The organism is Cronobacter sp. EKM101R (assembly GCF_963888145.1).
Taxonomy (GTDB): Bacteria; Pseudomonadota; Gammaproteobacteria; order Enterobacterales; family Enterobacteriaceae; genus Cronobacter; species Cronobacter turicensis.
Genome location: NZ_CAWPHW010000002.1, coordinates 76,273 through 91,528 on the forward strand (window position 1 = coordinate 76,273; position 15,256 = coordinate 91,528).

Here is a 15,256-nt window from a genome sequence, read left to right on the forward strand (position 1 = left end):
GGGTTTAATTACTCTTTTTCTGGGCCGGTGCCTGAGCGGCGCCGTCTTTATTTTGCAGCTGCGACGGCACCAGTACGGTGGTGACGCGTTTGCCTTTCTCGCTGAACGCCTGCATCTTCTGCTCTTTCACGAGATATGTGATTTTGTCGCCTTTGATGTTGCTGTCGAGCTGCTCAAGATAGGCGTTGCCGGTCAGCACCACGAAGTCGCTTTGCAGCTCGTAGTGCATTGTGGAGGCGTGGCCTTTCACCGGCTTGCCGTTGTCCTGCATCTGATAGAACGTGGCCGGATTGCCGTAACCGTCAATCACCTCTTTGCCTTTATCACCGCTCGGGCGCGTCACGACGACTTTATCGGCGTTGATTTTAATCGTGCCCTGGGTCACCACGACATTACCGGTGAAGGTGACGACATTGCCCTGCATATCCAGCGACTGCTGGTCAGATTCAATGTGGATAGGCTGTTCGGTATCGCCCGTCAGCGCGAACGCCGGGAAGCCTGCCGCCAACAGCGTACTGGTCAGTACGAGATTAAGGCTGAGTTTGTTTATTCTGGATTTCATAGGAGGTTCTAACCTTTTCAATCAGCTCGGCATTTTTGCTGCGAAGGTTCCCGCGCATTTTCAGGCCGCTGGAATTAAAGCTGGTGCCGTAAAGAGTAACAAGCGTATCAGAGGTAACGTCCTGGGTGACCAGGTTGATCTCCGCCTTGTCGGTCGTAATTTTGCGTAACTGTGAATCGGGCGTCAGCGCGTTCACTTCCACATGACCGGTGAGATAGAGCATCCTGTCATTGGTCAGTTTGGCACGATCCGCCTTGACCGACCAGGTCGGCACTTTATTGGCATCGAAGGTGGTCATGACCGGCTGTGTAAACCAGGAGACGCCGTCTTCGGAAAAATATTCAACGTGTTGCGCGACCAGGCGGTAGTTCAGCGCGCCTTCCGGGCTATAGACAACGGTATTCGACTGCTCGCTCTGGTATGTCGGCTCGTTGCTGTTTACCGTCGTTGGGCCGGCTTCATCCTGATCGGCCAGGTTAATGCCAATCAGCACCAGCGCGGCCAGCGCCAGCAGGATAATTACCCAGCGTCTGGTCTTACTCATATGGATTGCCCTATGGCCTCATCTAGTTTGCCCTGCGCCAGCAGCAGGAGATCGCACACTTCGCGCACCGCGCCGCGGCCGCCTGCAATATGGGTGACGTAATCGGCTTTCGGCGTGAGCAGCGGATGCGCATCCGCTACCGCGACGCTTAGCCCGACCTGCGCCATGACCGGCCAGTCAATCAAATCATCGCCGACATAAGCCACATTTTCTGGAGAAAGCGCCAGTTTTTCCAGCAGTTGCCGGTAAGCGATGAGCTTATCGGATTGCCCCTGGTAAAGATGCGTAATGCCGAGCGTCTCGCAGCGATCTTCCAGCAGTTTCGCTTTGCGCCCGGTGATAATCGCGACCTCAATGCCGGACGTCAGCGCGCAGCGAATGCCGTAGCCGTCGCGCACGTTGAAGGCTTTTAACTCTTCGCCGCTGTTGCCCATGTAAATCAGCCCGTCGGACATTACGCCGTCGACATCCAGAATCAGCAGGCGGATTTGCGCCGCCCGCGCAATGATCTGCGCGCTCACCGGCCCATAGCAGGTAGAGATGGCGCCATCAGGGTTACTCATTAAACCTTTCCTTTGTTACACCACGCCTGCGCGCAGCAAATCATGCATATGTATCACACCGCGCAACTGGTCGCCATCAGCCACCATGACGGAAGTAATATGGCGCGACTGCATCAGGTTAAGCGCATCGACTGCGAGCGTCCCCGGACGCACCCGGATACCGCCTGGCGTCATGACATCGACAATCTTCATCTGGTGCAGATCGCCGCCCATATCGAAGACGCGGCGCAAGTCGCCATCGGTAAAGACGCCGTCGATTTTCATCAGGTCATCGCAAATAACCGTCATGCCAAGATTCTTGCGGGTGATTTCCAGAAGCGCGTCGCGCAAAGAGGCTTCTTTGCTGACGTGCGGGATTTCATCGCCGGTGTGCATGATGTCGTTAACCCGCAGCAGCAGCTTACGCCCGAGCGCGCCGCCAGGGTGTGAAAGCGCGAAATCTTCAGGCGTAAAGCCGCGCGCTTTCAGCAGCGCGACCGCGAGCGCATCACCCATAACCAGCGTCGCGGTCGTGCTGGTCGTCGGCGCAAGGCCGAGCGGGCAGGCTTCCTGCGGCACTTTTATGCACAGATGGATATCCGCCGCTTTGGCCATCGCGCTCTCCGGACGGCCCGTCATACAGATAAGCTGAACCTGAAGGCGTTTCAGCACCGGGATGAGCGCCAGGATTTCGTTGGACTCGCCGGAGTTGGAAATCGCAATCACGATATCCTGCGCGCTTACCATGCCTAAATCGCCGTGGCTCGCCTCCGCCGGATGCACAAAGAACGACGGCGTGCCGGTACTGGCGAGCGTGGCCGCTATTTTTTTTCCGATGTGCCCCGATTTGCCCATGCCCATGACCACGACTTTGCCGCGGCAGTAAAACATGCTTTCGCAGGCGCGGGCAAAGTCGGCGTTAATGTATTGATCCAGATGTTCCAGGCCTGCGCGCTCAATAGTCAGGACATCTTTCCCGGCCTGTTCAAAGTCAAAACCTGGCGGTAAATCTAGTTGCGACATAATGCGATTCCGATTCATCCAACAAGACGCGGCGACGCCCAGAACAGCATCACCATCCAAACGATAAACCCACATAATAATCCGGCGCCGGTTTTTTTACCGAGATACCGCTCAGGACGCCAGCACAGCATCACGAAAATAACGCTGACCAGCAGCATAACGCCGTAATCGCGCGTGAAAGCCAGCGGATCGAAATGACCGGGCGCCAGCAGCGCGGGCAGGCCAGGCACGATAGCCAGATTGTAAACATTCGAGCCGATGATATTGCCAATGGCGATATCGTCTTCGCCTTTTCGCGCGCCCGCGATAGCGGTCGCCAGTTCCGGCAGGCTGGTGCCGATAGCAATCGCGGTCAGGCCGACCGTCAGCTCGCTGATGGCGAAACCGTGGGCCAGGACGGTGGCGTTATCCACCACCATGCGCGTCGCCATGGGCATAATAATGAGCGCTACGCCAAGCCAGAGAAACGCGACCGAGCGTCCGCCTTCGCGGGGCAGTTCGGCAAGCTGTTCGCGCGTCAGGCTGTCATTCCCCTGACGCTCGGCCCGGCGAGCCAGGCGGATGATAAACCATAAATAGGCGGCGGCGATGAGCAATAGCCAGATGCCTTCGGCGCGGGTGAGTTCGCCATCCCACAGCACCAGACCCGCCAGCGCGCTGACAATCAACATGGCGGAGAGTTCGCGGCGCAGTACCGACGAGTGCGCCGCCAGCGGGCGCAGCAGCGCCGTTAAGCCGGCTATCAGCAAGATATTAGTGATATTCGACCCTATCGCTGTGCCGATAGCGAGGCTGGTTTCGCCATGCAGGGCGGCGGCGACGGAAACAATCATTTCAGGCAGCGAGGTGCCGATACCCACCACGGTAATGCCAATCAGCAATGGCGGCACGCCCAGACTGCGGCAGAGTAGCGAGGCGGCGAAAACCAGACGATCGGCGCTATAGACCACCAATAGCAAACCAATAATCAACAGCGCCGTAGCTAAAAGCATGCAAAGTCCTTTCTTCAGGTATAATCGCCGGTCCACTGTGCCTGAGTTGCTGGCCGCGCATACGGATCGTTAAGGAACGAAGTAAACTCTTAATTTTGACCAGATGCGCGCCAAAAGTAAAACAAATGCCAGCTTTCGCTAACCTCATACGGGGATATTCTGTAAAAATAACCCCTTTGCGGTGTCGACTGGCGCCATTATGAACAACTCTGCGAACCTTAAAGGATGCGTTGATGAGCCAGATCGGTGAGACATTGATTGACGTGCGCGGCGTGAGCTTTACGCGCGGCAACCGATCTATTTTTGATAATATCTCGCTTACCGTCCCGCGCGGTAAGGTAACGGCCATTATGGGGCCGTCAGGGATTGGTAAAACCACGCTGCTGCGCCTGATTGGCGGGCAAATCGCGCCTGACTGCGGCGAAATTCTGTTTGATGGCGAAAATATTCCCGCCATGTCCCGCTCGCGGCTCTATGAAGTGCGCAAGCGCATGAGCATGTTGTTCCAGTCCGGCGCGCTGTTTACCGATCTGAACGTCTTTGAAAACGTCGCCTACCCGCTGCGCGAGCATACCCGCCTGCCGGAGCCGCTGCTGCGCAGCACGGTGATGATGAAGCTTGAAGCCGTAGGGCTGCGCGGCGCCGCAAAGCTGATGCCTTCTGAACTCTCTGGCGGCATGGCGCGCCGCGCCGCACTGGCGCGCGCTATTGCGCTGGAGCCGGATCTCATTATGTTCGACGAGCCATTCGTCGGTCAGGACCCTATCACCATGGGTGTGCTGGTGAAGCTGATTTCCGAGCTGAACAGCGCGCTTGGCGTCACCTGCGTGGTGGTGTCGCATGACGTGCCGGAAGTCCTCAGCATTGCGGATTATGCGTATATCGTCGCCGACAAACGGATTGTCGCGCAGGGCAGCGCCCAGGCGTTACAAGAGAATGCCGATCCACGCGTGCGCCAGTTCCTCGACGGCATTGCCGACGGGCCGGTGCCTTTCCGCTATCCCGCCGGGGATTATCACCACGATCTGATTTCGCCAACAGGGAGTTAGTCTGCTCATGCTGTTAAATTTACTGGCGTCGATGGGGCAACGCGGGCTTAAATTCAGCGCCTCCTTCGGCCGCGCCGGGCTGATGTTATTCAATGCCATCGTCGGCAAGCCGGAGTTTCGCAAACACGGCCCGCTGCTGGTGCGCCAGCTCTATCACGTGGGCGTCCTGTCGATGATTATCATCATCGTCTCGGGGCTGTTTATCGGGATGGTGCTGGGCCTGCAGGGCTATCTGGTACTCACTACTTACGGCGCGGAAACGAGCCTCGGCATGCTGGTGGCGCTGTCGCTGCTGCGTGAGCTGGGGCCGGTTGTCGCCGCGCTGCTGTTCGCCGGTCGCGCCGGTTCGGCGCTGACGGCGGAAATTGGGCTGATGAAAGCGACCGAGCAGCTCTCCAGTATGGAGATGATGGCGGTCGATCCGCTGCGCCGCGTGATTTCGCCGCGCTTCTGGGCGGGCGTAATTTCACTGCCGCTGCTGACGGTTATTTTCGTGGCGGTGGGCGTCTGGGGCGGGTCGCTGGTCGGCGTGAACTGGAAAGGCATCGATGCCGGCTTTTTCTGGTCCGCCATGCAGGACGCCGTCGACTGGCGTATGGACCTGATTAACTGTTTGATTAAAAGCGTGGTGTTTGCCATTACGGTGACCTGGATTGCGTTATTTAACGGTTACGACGCGATCCCGACGTCGGCCGGGATCAGCCGGGCAACTACACGTACCGTTGTGCACGCTTCACTGGCCGTGCTTGGCCTTGATTTTGTGCTTACCGCATTGATGTTTGGGAACTAACGCATGCAAACGAAGAAATTTGAGATTTGGGTTGGCGCTTTTATGCTCGTGGCGCTGCTGGCCGCGCTGTTCATTTGTCTGAAAGTCGCGGATGTCACCTCGCTGCGGGCTGAACCGACATACCGGCTTTATGCCACCTTTGATAATATCGGCGGCCTGAAATCGCACTCGCCGGTACGCATTGGCGGCGTGGTGATTGGCCGTGTTTCCGACATCACGCTGGATCCGAAAACCTACCTGCCGCGCGTCGCGATGGATATCGAACAGCGCTACGATCATATTCCCGATACCAGCTCGCTGGCGATTCGTACTTCCGGCCTGCTGGGGGAACAATATCTGGCGCTAAACGTCGGTTTTGAAGATCCTGAGCTGGGAACCACTATCCTTAAGGATGGCGCCACCATTCAGGACACCAAATCCGCTATGGTGCTTGAAGATCTGATTGGCCAGTTCCTCTATAAGAGCAACAGCGGCGACAACCAGAAAGAGGGCGGTGAGCAGGGCACCGCCGCCCAACCGGATAACGCGACGCCGCCTGCCGGCGCGACGAACTAATCAGGAGAAACGGATATGTTTAAACGTCTTTTAATGGTCGCCATGCTGGTGATTGCACCGCTTGCCACTGCTGCCGCGGCGGATCAATCCAACCCGTATAAGCTGATGAACGAGGCGGCAAAGAAAACGTTTGACCGTCTGAAAAATGAACAGCCGCAAATCCGTCAGAACCCGAACTACCTGCGCGATATCGTCGATCAGGAACTGCTGCCGTATGTCCAGGTGAAATACGCCGGCGCGCTGGTGCTGGGCCGCTATTACAAAGAAGCGACCCCGGCGCAGCGCGAAGCCTATTTCGCCGCGTTTCGCGAATACCTGAAACAGGCCTACGGCCAGGCGCTGGCGATGTACCACGGCCAGACTTACCAGATTGCGCCGGAGCAGCCGCTGGGCGACGCTAATATCGTGCCGATTCGCGTCACCATCGTCGATCCGAATGGTCGTCCGCCGGTACGTCTGGATTTCCAGTGGCGTAAAAACAGCCAGACCGGTCACTGGCAGGCGTATGACATGATCGCCGAAGGCGTGAGCATGATTACGACCAAACAGAATGAGTGGAGCGATCTGCTGCGCCAGAAAGGCATCGATGGCCTGACCGAGCAGCTGAAATCCATCTCTCGTCAGCCGATTACGCTGGATCAGAAGCAGTAATGTCCGCGGAACTGGACTGGGAGCGTCAAGGAGCGCAGTTGCGCTTAAACGGTACGCTGGATCGCGAAACGCTGCTGCCCCTGTGGGAGCAGCGGCAGTCCCTCACAGACGGCTTGCAGCGCATCGATCTCAGCGGCCTTGCCCGCGTCGATACCGCCGGGCTGGCGCTGCTGGTGCATCTGGTGGCGCTGACCCAGGCGGGCGGACGTGGGGTGAAGCTTGAAGGCATGAGCGAGAATCTGACGACGCTTGCGAAACTTTACAACCTGCCGGAAAACCTTCTGCCGACCTCGACAGACTAATATTTTCAGCACGTTACTGATAAAGCCCCGTCCGTGTCCCCGGCGGGGCTTTTTTGCTTGTTTAAGACAGCGCCACTTTGCTCTAAGATGTTGGGCTGTTTTCACTGAATAATGAATAAAGCCCATGGAAAATCATGAAATTCAGACGGTGCTGATGAATGCACTGCCTCTCCAGGAAGTCCACGTCTCCTCCGGCGATGGCAGCCACTTTCAGGTCATTGCTGTGGGTGAGCTGTTTGGCGCTATGAGCCGTGTGAAGAAACAGCAGGCGGTCTACGGCCCGCTGATGGAGTTCATCGCCGATAACCGCATTCATGCGGTCTCCATCAAAACGTTTACGCCCCAGGAATGGGAACGCGAGCGCAAACTCAACGGTTTTTGAGCTGTGGGCGTTACGCCGACAGCAATTGATTGAATAACAGAGAACAGTTCTGATGGATAAATTCCGTGTGCAGGGGTCAGGCCGCCTTTCCGGCGAAGTGACGATCTCAGGGGCGAAAAACGCCGCTCTGCCGATCCTTTTTGCCGCCCTGCTGGCTGAAGAGCCTGTAGAAATTCAAAACGTACCGAAGCTTAAAGATATCGATACCACCATGAAGCTGCTGAGCCAGCTCGGGACCAAAGTGGAGCGTAACGGCTCTGTCTGGATCGATGCAAGCCAGGTCAACATCTTCTGCGCGCCGTATGAACTGGTGAAAACCATGCGCGCCTCTATCTGGGCGCTCGGCCCGCTGGTGGCGCGTTTCGGTCAGGGCCAGGTTTCTCTGCCGGGCGGCTGCGCTATCGGCGCGCGTCCGGTCGATTTACACATTACCGGTCTTGAGCAGCTGGGCGCGGAAATCAAACTGGAAGAGGGCTATGTCAAAGCGTCTGTCCAGGGTCGCCTGAAAGGCGCGCATATCGTGATGGATAAAGTGAGCGTTGGCGCCACCGTTACCATTATGTCCGCCGCGACGCTTGCCGAAGGCACTACGGTTATTGAAAACGCCGCGCGCGAGCCGGAGATTGTCGATACCGCAAATTTCCTCAATACCCTCGGTGCGAAAATCACCGGTCAGGGTACCGATAAGATCACTATCGAAGGCGTTGAGCGCCTGGGCGGCGGCGTCTATCGCGTTCTGCCGGACCGCATCGAAACCGGCACGTTCCTGGTGGCCGCTGCGATCTCCGGCGGTAAAGTGATGTGCCACAATACGCGTCCTGACACGCTGGATGCGGTGCTGGCGAAACTGCGCGAAGCCGGTGCCGATATCGAAACCGGCGAAGACTGGATCAGCCTCGATATGCACGGCAAACGCCCGAAAGCGGTAAACGTGCGCACGGCGCCGCACCCGGCTTTCCCGACGGATATGCAGGCGCAGTTCACGCTGCTGAACCTGGTGGCTGAAGGGACCGGCGTGATTACCGAGACCATTTTTGAAAACCGTTTTATGCACGTGCCGGAGCTTATCCGTATGGGCGCGCATGCGGAAATCGAAAGCAATACGGTCATTTGCCACGGCGTTGAGAAACTTTCCGGCGCTCAGGTGATGGCGACTGACCTGCGCGCATCTGCAAGCCTGGTGCTGGCGGGTTGCATCGCGGAAGGCACCACCGTTGTGGATCGCATTTATCACATCGATCGCGGTTATGAAGGCATCGAAGATAAGTTGCGTGCGCTGGGTGCGAACATTGAGCGCATAAAAGGCGAATAACGCCTGCTCCGCCAGTGCGGAGCCTGCGATAAGCCTGTCGGGAAACGCTGATACTCAGCCGCTCCCGGCGGGCTTTTTTTATGGATTAAGGAAAAGCGGTGATTCCGGCGGCGTCAGCGATGACGAATCAAACGCGAGCGATCGATAAATTCGTGTGTGATCGGATCGTGATAGCGTGAAGGCCAGATGATCCACGGCTCGGTGCCCAGCGCCTCGGCAATGATTTTCTCGCCGCGCGGCCAGGGGCGCGTCAGCGCATTGGCAAGCGTTGATGAACTCAGGCCTGCTTTACGAGACTCCGCGGCCAGTGATGAGCCTTTCTTGCGTAGCGCGGCGACAATATCGGCGGGGTGCCAGTCGATAAACTTACGTTCCATGCTTCCTCCCTGTTACGGCATTAAAACCCCCTGCGCAGTTCCCGGGGGAACTGATTGATTATTTATAGCACAAAATTTTCTAAAAGGTTCCAGTTAGTTTTGGTTGTATTCAAAAGTGTGCTTATAACCACAAAGAAAATGTAAGTGCTGCAAGGGCTGGCGAACGAAACGATCCGTGTTTCGGCGCGGGCGATCCTGAAGAGGCGTAACAGAAAAGACGAGAAATCAGACAGACATTATGGGAAGTTTTATGAGCTTCGCTTTCATAACGCACAGTGATAAAAGCGGAAATATTTCCGCGCCAGCTGGCGCGGAATAGCGTTAGTGGTCGCGCTGGACCGACATATGCGCCAGCGCAATCAGGGCGTCGCGCCAGGGGGAAGGGGAGAGAATTTCAAGCGCGGCGATGGCTTTATCTGCTTCTTCTTCAGCACGCGTGCGCGTCCACTCCAGCGAGCCGCAGGCCGCCATCGTTTCCAGCACCGGATCCAGCAGATGTCGCCCGTTGCCTTGTTCGATCGCCTCGCGGATCATCTGCGCCTGCGCCGGCGTGCCGTTGTGCATCGCGTGCAGCAGCGGAAGCGTCGGTTTGCCTTCGTTAAGATCGTCACCGACGTTTTTACCGAGGCGTTCGCCGTCAGCGCTGTAATCCAGCAGATCGTCGATCAGCTGGAATGCGGTGCCAAGATAGCGGCCATAATCCTGCAACGCGCGCTCCTGCGCTTCGCTGGCGCCTGCCAGGATGCCGGAACACTGCGCCGCCGCTTCGAAGAGCCGTGCGGTTTTGCTGTAAATCACGCGCATGTAGCTCTCTTCGGTGATGTCGGGATCGTTCACGTTCATCAGCTGAAGCACTTCGCCTTCCGCGATCACGTTGACCGCTTCTGACATCACCTCAAGCACTTTGATCGATCCCAGGCTCGTCATCATCTGAAACGCGCGGGTGTAAATAAAATCTCCCACCAGAACGCTGGCGGCGTTGCCGAAAGCGGCATTCGCCGTTGCTTTTCCGCGACGCATATCGGATTCATCCACCACGTCGTCATGCAGCAGCGTGGCGGTGTGGATAAATTCAATGAGCGCGGCGATAGTGACGTGCGCTTTCCCCTCATAACCCAGCGCGCGCGCAGCGAGCACCGCGATCATCGGGCGAATGCGTTTGCCGCCGCCGCTGACAATGTAATAGCCCAGCTGATTGATAAGCTGTACGTCGGAATTGAGCTGTTCAAGGATGGTCGCGTTGACACCGGCCATATCTTGCGCGGTTAACTCATTAATTTTTTCTAAATTCATCGCAAAAGTCTGGCTATCGTCCTGTTTACCACAGTCTGTAAGGGAGAAGGTAAGGATCGTGGATTCTAAATGTAGTACAGATTGTACCGGAAAAACGCGGCAGATAAACGCCGCCGTCACGGTTGTGTTTTTTTTCCGCACCGAACAACAAACGGGCTTGTCAAAGCGTCCCGATTTGCGTAATATTCGCGCCCTATTGTGAATATTTATAGCGCACTCTGATCATGCAGAAGGCGTGCGCGGAAGCGGAGTTCTATATGTACGCGGTTTTCCAAAGTGGTGGTAAACAACACCGAGTAAGCGAAGGTCAGACCGTTCGCCTGGAAAAGCTGGACATCGCAACTGGCGAAACTGTTGAGTTCGCTGAAGTTCTGATGATCGCAAACGGTGAAGATGTCAAAATCGGCGTTCCTTTCGTTGATGGCGGCGTAATCAAAGCTGAAGTTGTTGCTCACGGTCGTGGCGAGAAAGTTAAAATCGTTAAGTTTCGTCGTCGTAAACACTACCGTAAGCAGCAGGGCCACCGTCAGTGGTTCACTGATGTGAAAATTACTGGCATCAGCGCCTAAGACCTGAGGAGAGATTTAAATGGCACATAAAAAGGCTGGCGGCTCCACACGTAACGGTCGCGATTCAGAAGCTAAACGCCTTGGCGTTAAGCGTTTCGGTGGCGAGTCCGTTCTGGCGGGTAGCATCATTGTTCGTCAACGTGGCACCAAATTCCACGCTGGCAACAACGTAGGTTGCGGTCGTGACCACACTCTGTTTGCTAAAGCAGACGGTAAAGTGAAATTTGAAGTTAAAGGCCCGAACAACCGTAAATACATCAGCATCGTTGCTGAGTAAGGTTTTCTCGGTCCGGTAACGGATTAAAGCCCCGCAACCTGTTGCGGGGCTTTTTACATTGGAAACCCGGTAATCTTTCTGTAGGGAAACGGGCATGAAGCAGCAGGCCGGCATTGGTATCCTTTTGGCGCTTACGACCGCAATGTGCTGGGGTGCGCTGCCAATTGCAATGAAGCAGGTTCTGGAAGTAATGGAGCCGCCCACCGTGGTGTTTTACCGCTTTCTGATGGCGGGCATCGGACTTGGGCTGATCCTTGCCATCAAAGGCAGGCTGCCGCCGATGGGCTTGTTTCGTAAACCGCGCTGGCTGGCGTTGCTCGCGATAGCGACAGGCGGGCTCTTCGGTAACTTCATTCTGTTCAGTTCTTCCCTGCAATATCTTAGCCCCACGGCATCGCAGGTGATCGGTCAGCTTTCACCGGTCGGAATGATGGTGGCAAGCGTTCTGATCCTTAAGGAGAAGATGCGCGGCACGCAGATCATTGGGGCAATAATGCTGCTTTGCGGGCTGGTGATGTTTTTCAACACCAGCCTGATAGAGATCTTTACGCGCCTGACGGATTACACGTGGGGTGTGATATTCGGGGTTGGCGCGGCGACAGTCTGGGTCAGCTATGGCGTGGCGCAGAAGGTGCTGCTGCGTCGTCTGGCCTCGCAACAGATCCTCTTTTTGCTGTACACTTTATGTACTATTGCGCTGTTGCCGCTGGCGAAGCCTGGCGTGCTGTTTCAGCTAAGTTCGTGGCAACTGGCCTGCCTGATTTTTTGCGGCCTGAATACCCTGGTGGGGTATGGCGCGCTGGCGGAAGCGATGGCGAGATGGCAGGCTGCGCAGGTGAGCGCCATTATTACGCTTACCCCACTGTTTACCTTAATATTTTCAGATGTGTTATCTGTTGCCTGGCCCGATTTCTTCGCCAGACCGATGTTAAACCTGTTGGGTTATCTCGGTGCGTTTGTCGTGGTTGCGGGTGCGATGTATTCCGCCATTGGTCACCGTCTTTGGGGGCGGTGGCGTAAAAACGAAGCGGTTGGAGTCATCCCCCGCTCGGGCGAATGAATTACGGAGAAGTAAAATGAAGTTTGTTGATGAAGCTGCGATCCTGGTCGTGGCGGGTGACGGCGGTAACGGCTGCGTAAGCTTCCGTCGTGAAAAATATATCCCGAAAGGCGGCCCTGACGGCGGCGATGGCGGTGATGGTGGCGACGTCTGGCTTGAGGCCGATGAAAACCTCAATACCCTTATCGATTACCGCTTCGAGAAATCCTTCCGCGCCGAGCGTGGTCAGAACGGCCAGAGCCGCGACTGCACCGGTAAACGCGGTAAAGACGTGACGGTCAAAGTGCCGGTCGGGACGCGCGTTATCGATCAGGGTACGGGCGAAACGATGGGCGACATGACCAAACACGGTCAGCGTCTGATGGTGGCGAAGGGCGGCTGGCACGGCCTTGGCAACACCCGCTTCAAATCTTCCGTTAACCGTACTCCGCGCCAGAAAACCATGGGCACGCCGGGCGAGAAACGCGATCTGCAACTGGAACTGATGCTGCTGGCAGACGTCGGTATGCTGGGTATGCCGAACGCCGGTAAATCCACGTTTATTCGCGCGGTCTCCGCGGCGAAGCCGAAAGTGGCGGATTATCCGTTTACCACGCTGGTGCCAAGCCTTGGCGTCGTGCGTATGGATAACGAAAAAAGCTTTGTGGTCGCCGATATTCCGGGTCTTATCGAAGGCGCGGCGGAAGGCGCAGGCCTCGGTATTCGCTTCCTGAAGCACCTTGAGCGTTGTCGCGTACTGCTGCACCTGATCGATCTCGATCCGATCGACGGCTCTGATCCGGCAGAAAACGCCCGTATTATCGTGGGCGAGCTTGAGAAGTACAGCGAGAAGCTGGCTTCCAAGCCGCGCTGGCTGGTCTTCAATAAAATCGACCTGCTGAGCCGTGAAGAAGCGGAAGCGAAAGCGAAAGCTATCGCCGAAGCGCTGGGCTGGGACGAAAAATATTATCTGATCTCCGCGGCGAGCCAGATGAACGTGAAAGATCTCTGCTGGGACGTGATGCACTTCATCATCGAAAACCCGGTCGTTCACGAAACAGAAGAGAAGCAGCCAGAAAAAGTCGAGTTTATGTGGGATGACTATCATCGCCAGCAACTCGAAGAGATGGAAGCGGAAGCAGAAGAAGAGTGGGATGACGACTGGGACGAAGATGACGACGAAGGCGTCGAAATCGTGTATCAGCGTTAACAGAAAAAGGCCGGGAAACCGGCCTTTTTTAATGGCATGAACCTATAAATGTTCCACCTGCTTATGACTGGTTAATCTCTTCCGGTAGCCAGCATGAAGCCATAAGTCCGCCGTTCGGCCCATCTTCCAGAATCAACCTGCCGCGATGTAAATGCACAATACGCTGCACAATGCTCAGCCCCAGGCCGCTGCCGCCATAGCGCTGATCCAGCCGCCGGAAAGGTTCGGTAATCGCCTCACGCTGCGCCTGCGGGATCCCTGGGCCTTCATCGATTACGGTCAGGCGGCTGCCGCCCTCGTCAGACGATAACCGCACCTCAATGCAGCTTTGCTCAGGACTGTACCGCGACGCGTTTTCCAGCAGATTTCGCAGCATCAGGCGCAGCAACACGGCATCACCCTGAACGCGCAGTGTCGTCTCGTCATGAGGCCAGACAATACGCTGCCCGCGTTGTCCCGCCAGCTCGTCCAGCTCACTGTGCAGCGGCGCAAGAATATCTTCATTCCAGCACAACGTTTCATGATGCCCGCTCGCCAGCGCCTGGCCCGCGCGCGACAGCATCAGCAGTTGTTCAACGGTATGCATCAGACGATCGATACGCGCGAGCAACGGTGTGGCCTGAGAGACGCCAGATTGCTCCATCAGCTCCAGATGCAGGCGAATACCCGCCAGCGGCGTGCGTAACTCATGGGCCGCATCCGCCGTGAACAGACGCTCCTGCTGGATGGTGTGATCGAGCCGTGAAAAAAGCTGGTTAAGCGAGAGCGTCACCGCGCTTATCTCTTCCATTGCGGAAGCGACGGGCACGGGAGAGAGATTATCCGCTGAGCGCCTGGCGAGTGTCCGGCTAAGCTGGCTGAGCGGGCGGGTTATCCACGTGACGGCCCAAAAAGAGAAGAACAGGGTAAATCCGACCATCACCAGTGACGGCACCAGCAGAGAGGCGATCGCCTCGCGGATCTCTTTCTCGACATGATGGGTACGGGATTTGGCTGACAGCGTTTCATTGACCAGAAAACTTATCTGTTCGCGGCTTTCGTGCCAGAGCCAGACAACACTAATGAGCTGAAAGAAAAGCAGAATAAGCGCGAGCATCAGCATCAGCCGACGACGCATGCTGTTCATGAAGGGCGCTCCAGCCGGTAGCCCACGCCGCGTATGGTGCGGATGCGCGTTTTGCCAAGCTTACGGCGCAGGTTATGGATATGCACTTCCAGCGTATTGGAGCTGGGATCGTCCTGCCAGCTGTAGATATCCTGCTGCAGGGTTTCGCGATGCACAGTCTGGCCGATACGCATCATCAGGCGGGTGAGCAACGCGAACTCTTTCGGTGTCACTTCTACGGGCAGTCCCTGGAGCAGTACCTGCTGCGTTTGCAGGTTGAGCGTAATGTCGTCGTGCTGTAGCAGATTGTCGCTATGTCCCTGATAGCGGCGAATCAGCGCCCGCGCCCGGGCGTGAAGTTCCGCCAGTGCAAAGGGTTTGACCAGATAGTCATCCGCGCCTGCATCAAGCCCGCTGACGCGGTCTTCCAGCGCATCGCGCGCCGTCAGAATTAACACGGGGGTTGTCACGCCGCTCCGGCGCCACTGGCTAAGCAACGTGGCGCCGTCTTTGTCCGGCAGGCCTAAATCGAGAATAATCAGGCTGTACTCGCCGCTCTGGAGCAGGGCGTCGCCTTCGGCTGCATTCGTGGCGCAATCCAGCGCATAGCCCTCGTTACCGAGCGCCAGCGCCAGTCCTTCCTGTAACAGCAGATCATCTTCGACTATCAGCAGTTTCATCG

Annotated in this window: 20 protein-coding genes; 11 read left to right on the forward strand and 9 right to left on the reverse strand. The window is 56.7% G+C overall.

Going from position 1 to position 15,256, the window contains the following annotated elements:
- Positions 1-4: 4 nt before the first annotated feature.
- The 5 genes from lptA to AACV31_RS04115 are packed head-to-tail and all read right to left on the reverse strand — an operon-like array spanning position 5 to position 3,663.
- Complete coding sequence (lptA, locus tag AACV31_RS04095; protein ID WP_007704909.1) at positions 5-562, reverse strand: lipopolysaccharide ABC transporter substrate-binding protein LptA; 558 nt, start codon at positions 560-562, stop codon at positions 5-7.
- Entirely contained in the window at positions 531-1,106 is a 576-nt protein-coding gene (gene lptC, locus AACV31_RS04100; RefSeq protein ID WP_041923111.1) for an LPS export ABC transporter periplasmic protein LptC, read from the reverse strand. The genes lptA and lptC overlap by 32 nt, the downstream gene beginning before the upstream one ends.
- Positions 1,103-1,669, reverse strand: a complete 567-nt coding sequence (gene kdsC / locus AACV31_RS04105) for a 3-deoxy-manno-octulosonate-8-phosphatase KdsC (protein ID WP_007766735.1) — start codon at positions 1,667-1,669, stop codon at positions 1,103-1,105. The genes lptC and kdsC overlap by 4 nt, the downstream gene beginning before the upstream one ends.
- A gap of 15 nt (positions 1,670-1,684) precedes the next feature.
- Positions 1,685-2,671 carry an arabinose-5-phosphate isomerase KdsD gene (gene kdsD / locus AACV31_RS04110; protein WP_012815005.1) on the reverse strand — a complete coding sequence of 329 codons (987 nt, stop codon included), beginning with the start codon at positions 2,669-2,671 and terminating at the stop codon, positions 1,685-1,687.
- A 14-nt stretch (positions 2,672-2,685) separates the two neighbouring features.
- The gene (locus AACV31_RS04115; protein ID WP_041923112.1) at positions 2,686-3,663 is read right to left on the reverse strand and encodes a calcium/sodium antiporter; all 978 of its coding nucleotides are present in this window, start codon (positions 3,661-3,663) and stop codon (positions 2,686-2,688) included.
- 233 nt (positions 3,664-3,896) lie between these two features.
- Here AACV31_RS04115 and mlaF point away from each other — a divergent pair, with 233 nt between their 5' ends.
- The 7 genes from mlaF (at position 3,897) to murA (ending at position 8,704) form a co-directional block, all read left to right on the forward strand.
- On the forward strand, positions 3,897-4,712 hold the full coding sequence (gene mlaF / locus AACV31_RS04120) for a phospholipid ABC transporter ATP-binding protein MlaF (protein WP_007766740.1): 816 nt from the start codon (positions 3,897-3,899) through the stop codon (positions 4,710-4,712).
- A 7-nt stretch (positions 4,713-4,719) separates the two neighbouring features.
- A complete protein-coding gene (mlaE, locus tag AACV31_RS04125; protein ID WP_007766743.1) occupies positions 4,720-5,502 on the forward strand; it encodes a lipid asymmetry maintenance ABC transporter permease subunit MlaE in 783 nt (260 codons plus the stop codon).
- 3 nt (positions 5,503-5,505) lie between these two features.
- Positions 5,506-6,057 carry an outer membrane lipid asymmetry maintenance protein MlaD gene (gene mlaD / locus AACV31_RS04130; RefSeq protein ID WP_007766744.1) on the forward strand — a complete coding sequence of 184 codons (552 nt, stop codon included), beginning with the start codon at positions 5,506-5,508 and terminating at the stop codon, positions 6,055-6,057.
- A gap of 15 nt (positions 6,058-6,072) precedes the next feature.
- Positions 6,073-6,708 (forward strand): phospholipid-binding protein MlaC, encoded by a 636-nt coding sequence (mlaC, locus tag AACV31_RS04135; RefSeq protein WP_075199409.1) that lies wholly within the window; start codon positions 6,073-6,075, stop codon positions 6,706-6,708.
- The gene (gene mlaB, locus AACV31_RS04140) at positions 6,708-7,010 is read left to right on the forward strand and encodes a lipid asymmetry maintenance protein MlaB (protein ID WP_012815010.1); all 303 of its coding nucleotides are present in this window, start codon (positions 6,708-6,710) and stop codon (positions 7,008-7,010) included. The genes mlaC and mlaB overlap by 1 nt, the downstream gene beginning before the upstream one ends.
- A 124-nt stretch (positions 7,011-7,134) precedes the next feature.
- Positions 7,135-7,392: a BolA family iron metabolism protein IbaG gene (ibaG, locus tag AACV31_RS04145; protein ID WP_007766754.1), complete on the forward strand. Its 258-nt coding sequence runs from the start codon at positions 7,135-7,137 to the stop codon at positions 7,390-7,392.
- 52 nt (positions 7,393-7,444) lie between these two features.
- Positions 7,445-8,704: a UDP-N-acetylglucosamine 1-carboxyvinyltransferase gene (gene murA / locus AACV31_RS04150; RefSeq protein ID WP_007766757.1), complete on the forward strand. Its 1,260-nt coding sequence runs from the start codon at positions 7,445-7,447 to the stop codon at positions 8,702-8,704.
- A gap of 113 nt (positions 8,705-8,817) precedes the next feature.
- Here the strand turns inward: murA and sfsB are convergent, their stop codons facing one another.
- Together sfsB and ispB are read right to left on the reverse strand one after the other, a co-directional pair.
- Complete coding sequence (gene sfsB, locus AACV31_RS04155; protein WP_012815011.1) at positions 8,818-9,081, reverse strand: DNA-binding transcriptional regulator SfsB; 264 nt, start codon at positions 9,079-9,081, stop codon at positions 8,818-8,820.
- Positions 9,082-9,402: 321 nt separating this feature from the next.
- Positions 9,403-10,374 carry an octaprenyl diphosphate synthase gene (gene ispB / locus AACV31_RS04160; protein WP_007766763.1) on the reverse strand — a complete coding sequence of 324 codons (972 nt, stop codon included), beginning with the start codon at positions 10,372-10,374 and terminating at the stop codon, positions 9,403-9,405.
- Between the two features lie 257 nt (positions 10,375-10,631).
- On the opposite strand from ispB, the gene rplU reads away from it, so the two are divergent.
- The 4 genes from rplU (at position 10,632) to cgtA (ending at position 13,469) form a co-directional block, all read left to right on the forward strand.
- Complete coding sequence (rplU, locus tag AACV31_RS04165; protein WP_004385077.1) at positions 10,632-10,943, forward strand: 50S ribosomal protein L21; 312 nt, start codon at positions 10,632-10,634, stop codon at positions 10,941-10,943.
- 19 nt (positions 10,944-10,962) lie between these two features.
- The gene (gene rpmA, locus AACV31_RS04170; protein WP_004385076.1) at positions 10,963-11,220 is read left to right on the forward strand and encodes a 50S ribosomal protein L27; all 258 of its coding nucleotides are present in this window, start codon (positions 10,963-10,965) and stop codon (positions 11,218-11,220) included.
- Positions 11,221-11,314: 94 nt separating this feature from the next.
- On the forward strand, positions 11,315-12,280 hold the full coding sequence (locus AACV31_RS04175) for a DMT family transporter (RefSeq protein WP_007766767.1): 966 nt from the start codon (positions 11,315-11,317) through the stop codon (positions 12,278-12,280).
- Between the two features lie 16 nt (positions 12,281-12,296).
- Complete coding sequence (gene cgtA, locus AACV31_RS04180; protein ID WP_012815014.1) at positions 12,297-13,469, forward strand: Obg family GTPase CgtA; 1,173 nt, start codon at positions 12,297-12,299, stop codon at positions 13,467-13,469.
- A gap of 61 nt (positions 13,470-13,530) precedes the next feature.
- On the opposite strand, the gene pmrB is transcribed toward cgtA, so the two are convergent.
- Both pmrB and pmrA read right to left on the reverse strand, forming a co-directional pair.
- Positions 13,531-14,595 (reverse strand): two-component system sensor histidine kinase PmrB, encoded by a 1,065-nt coding sequence (gene pmrB / locus AACV31_RS04185; RefSeq protein ID WP_165155619.1) that lies wholly within the window; start codon positions 14,593-14,595, stop codon positions 13,531-13,533.
- Positions 14,592-15,254, reverse strand: coding sequence for a two-component system response regulator PmrA (gene pmrA, locus AACV31_RS04190; RefSeq protein WP_105580819.1), 663 nt, complete (start codon positions 15,252-15,254; stop codon positions 14,592-14,594). The genes pmrB and pmrA overlap by 4 nt, the downstream gene beginning before the upstream one ends.
- Positions 15,255-15,256 lie beyond the last annotated feature (2 nt).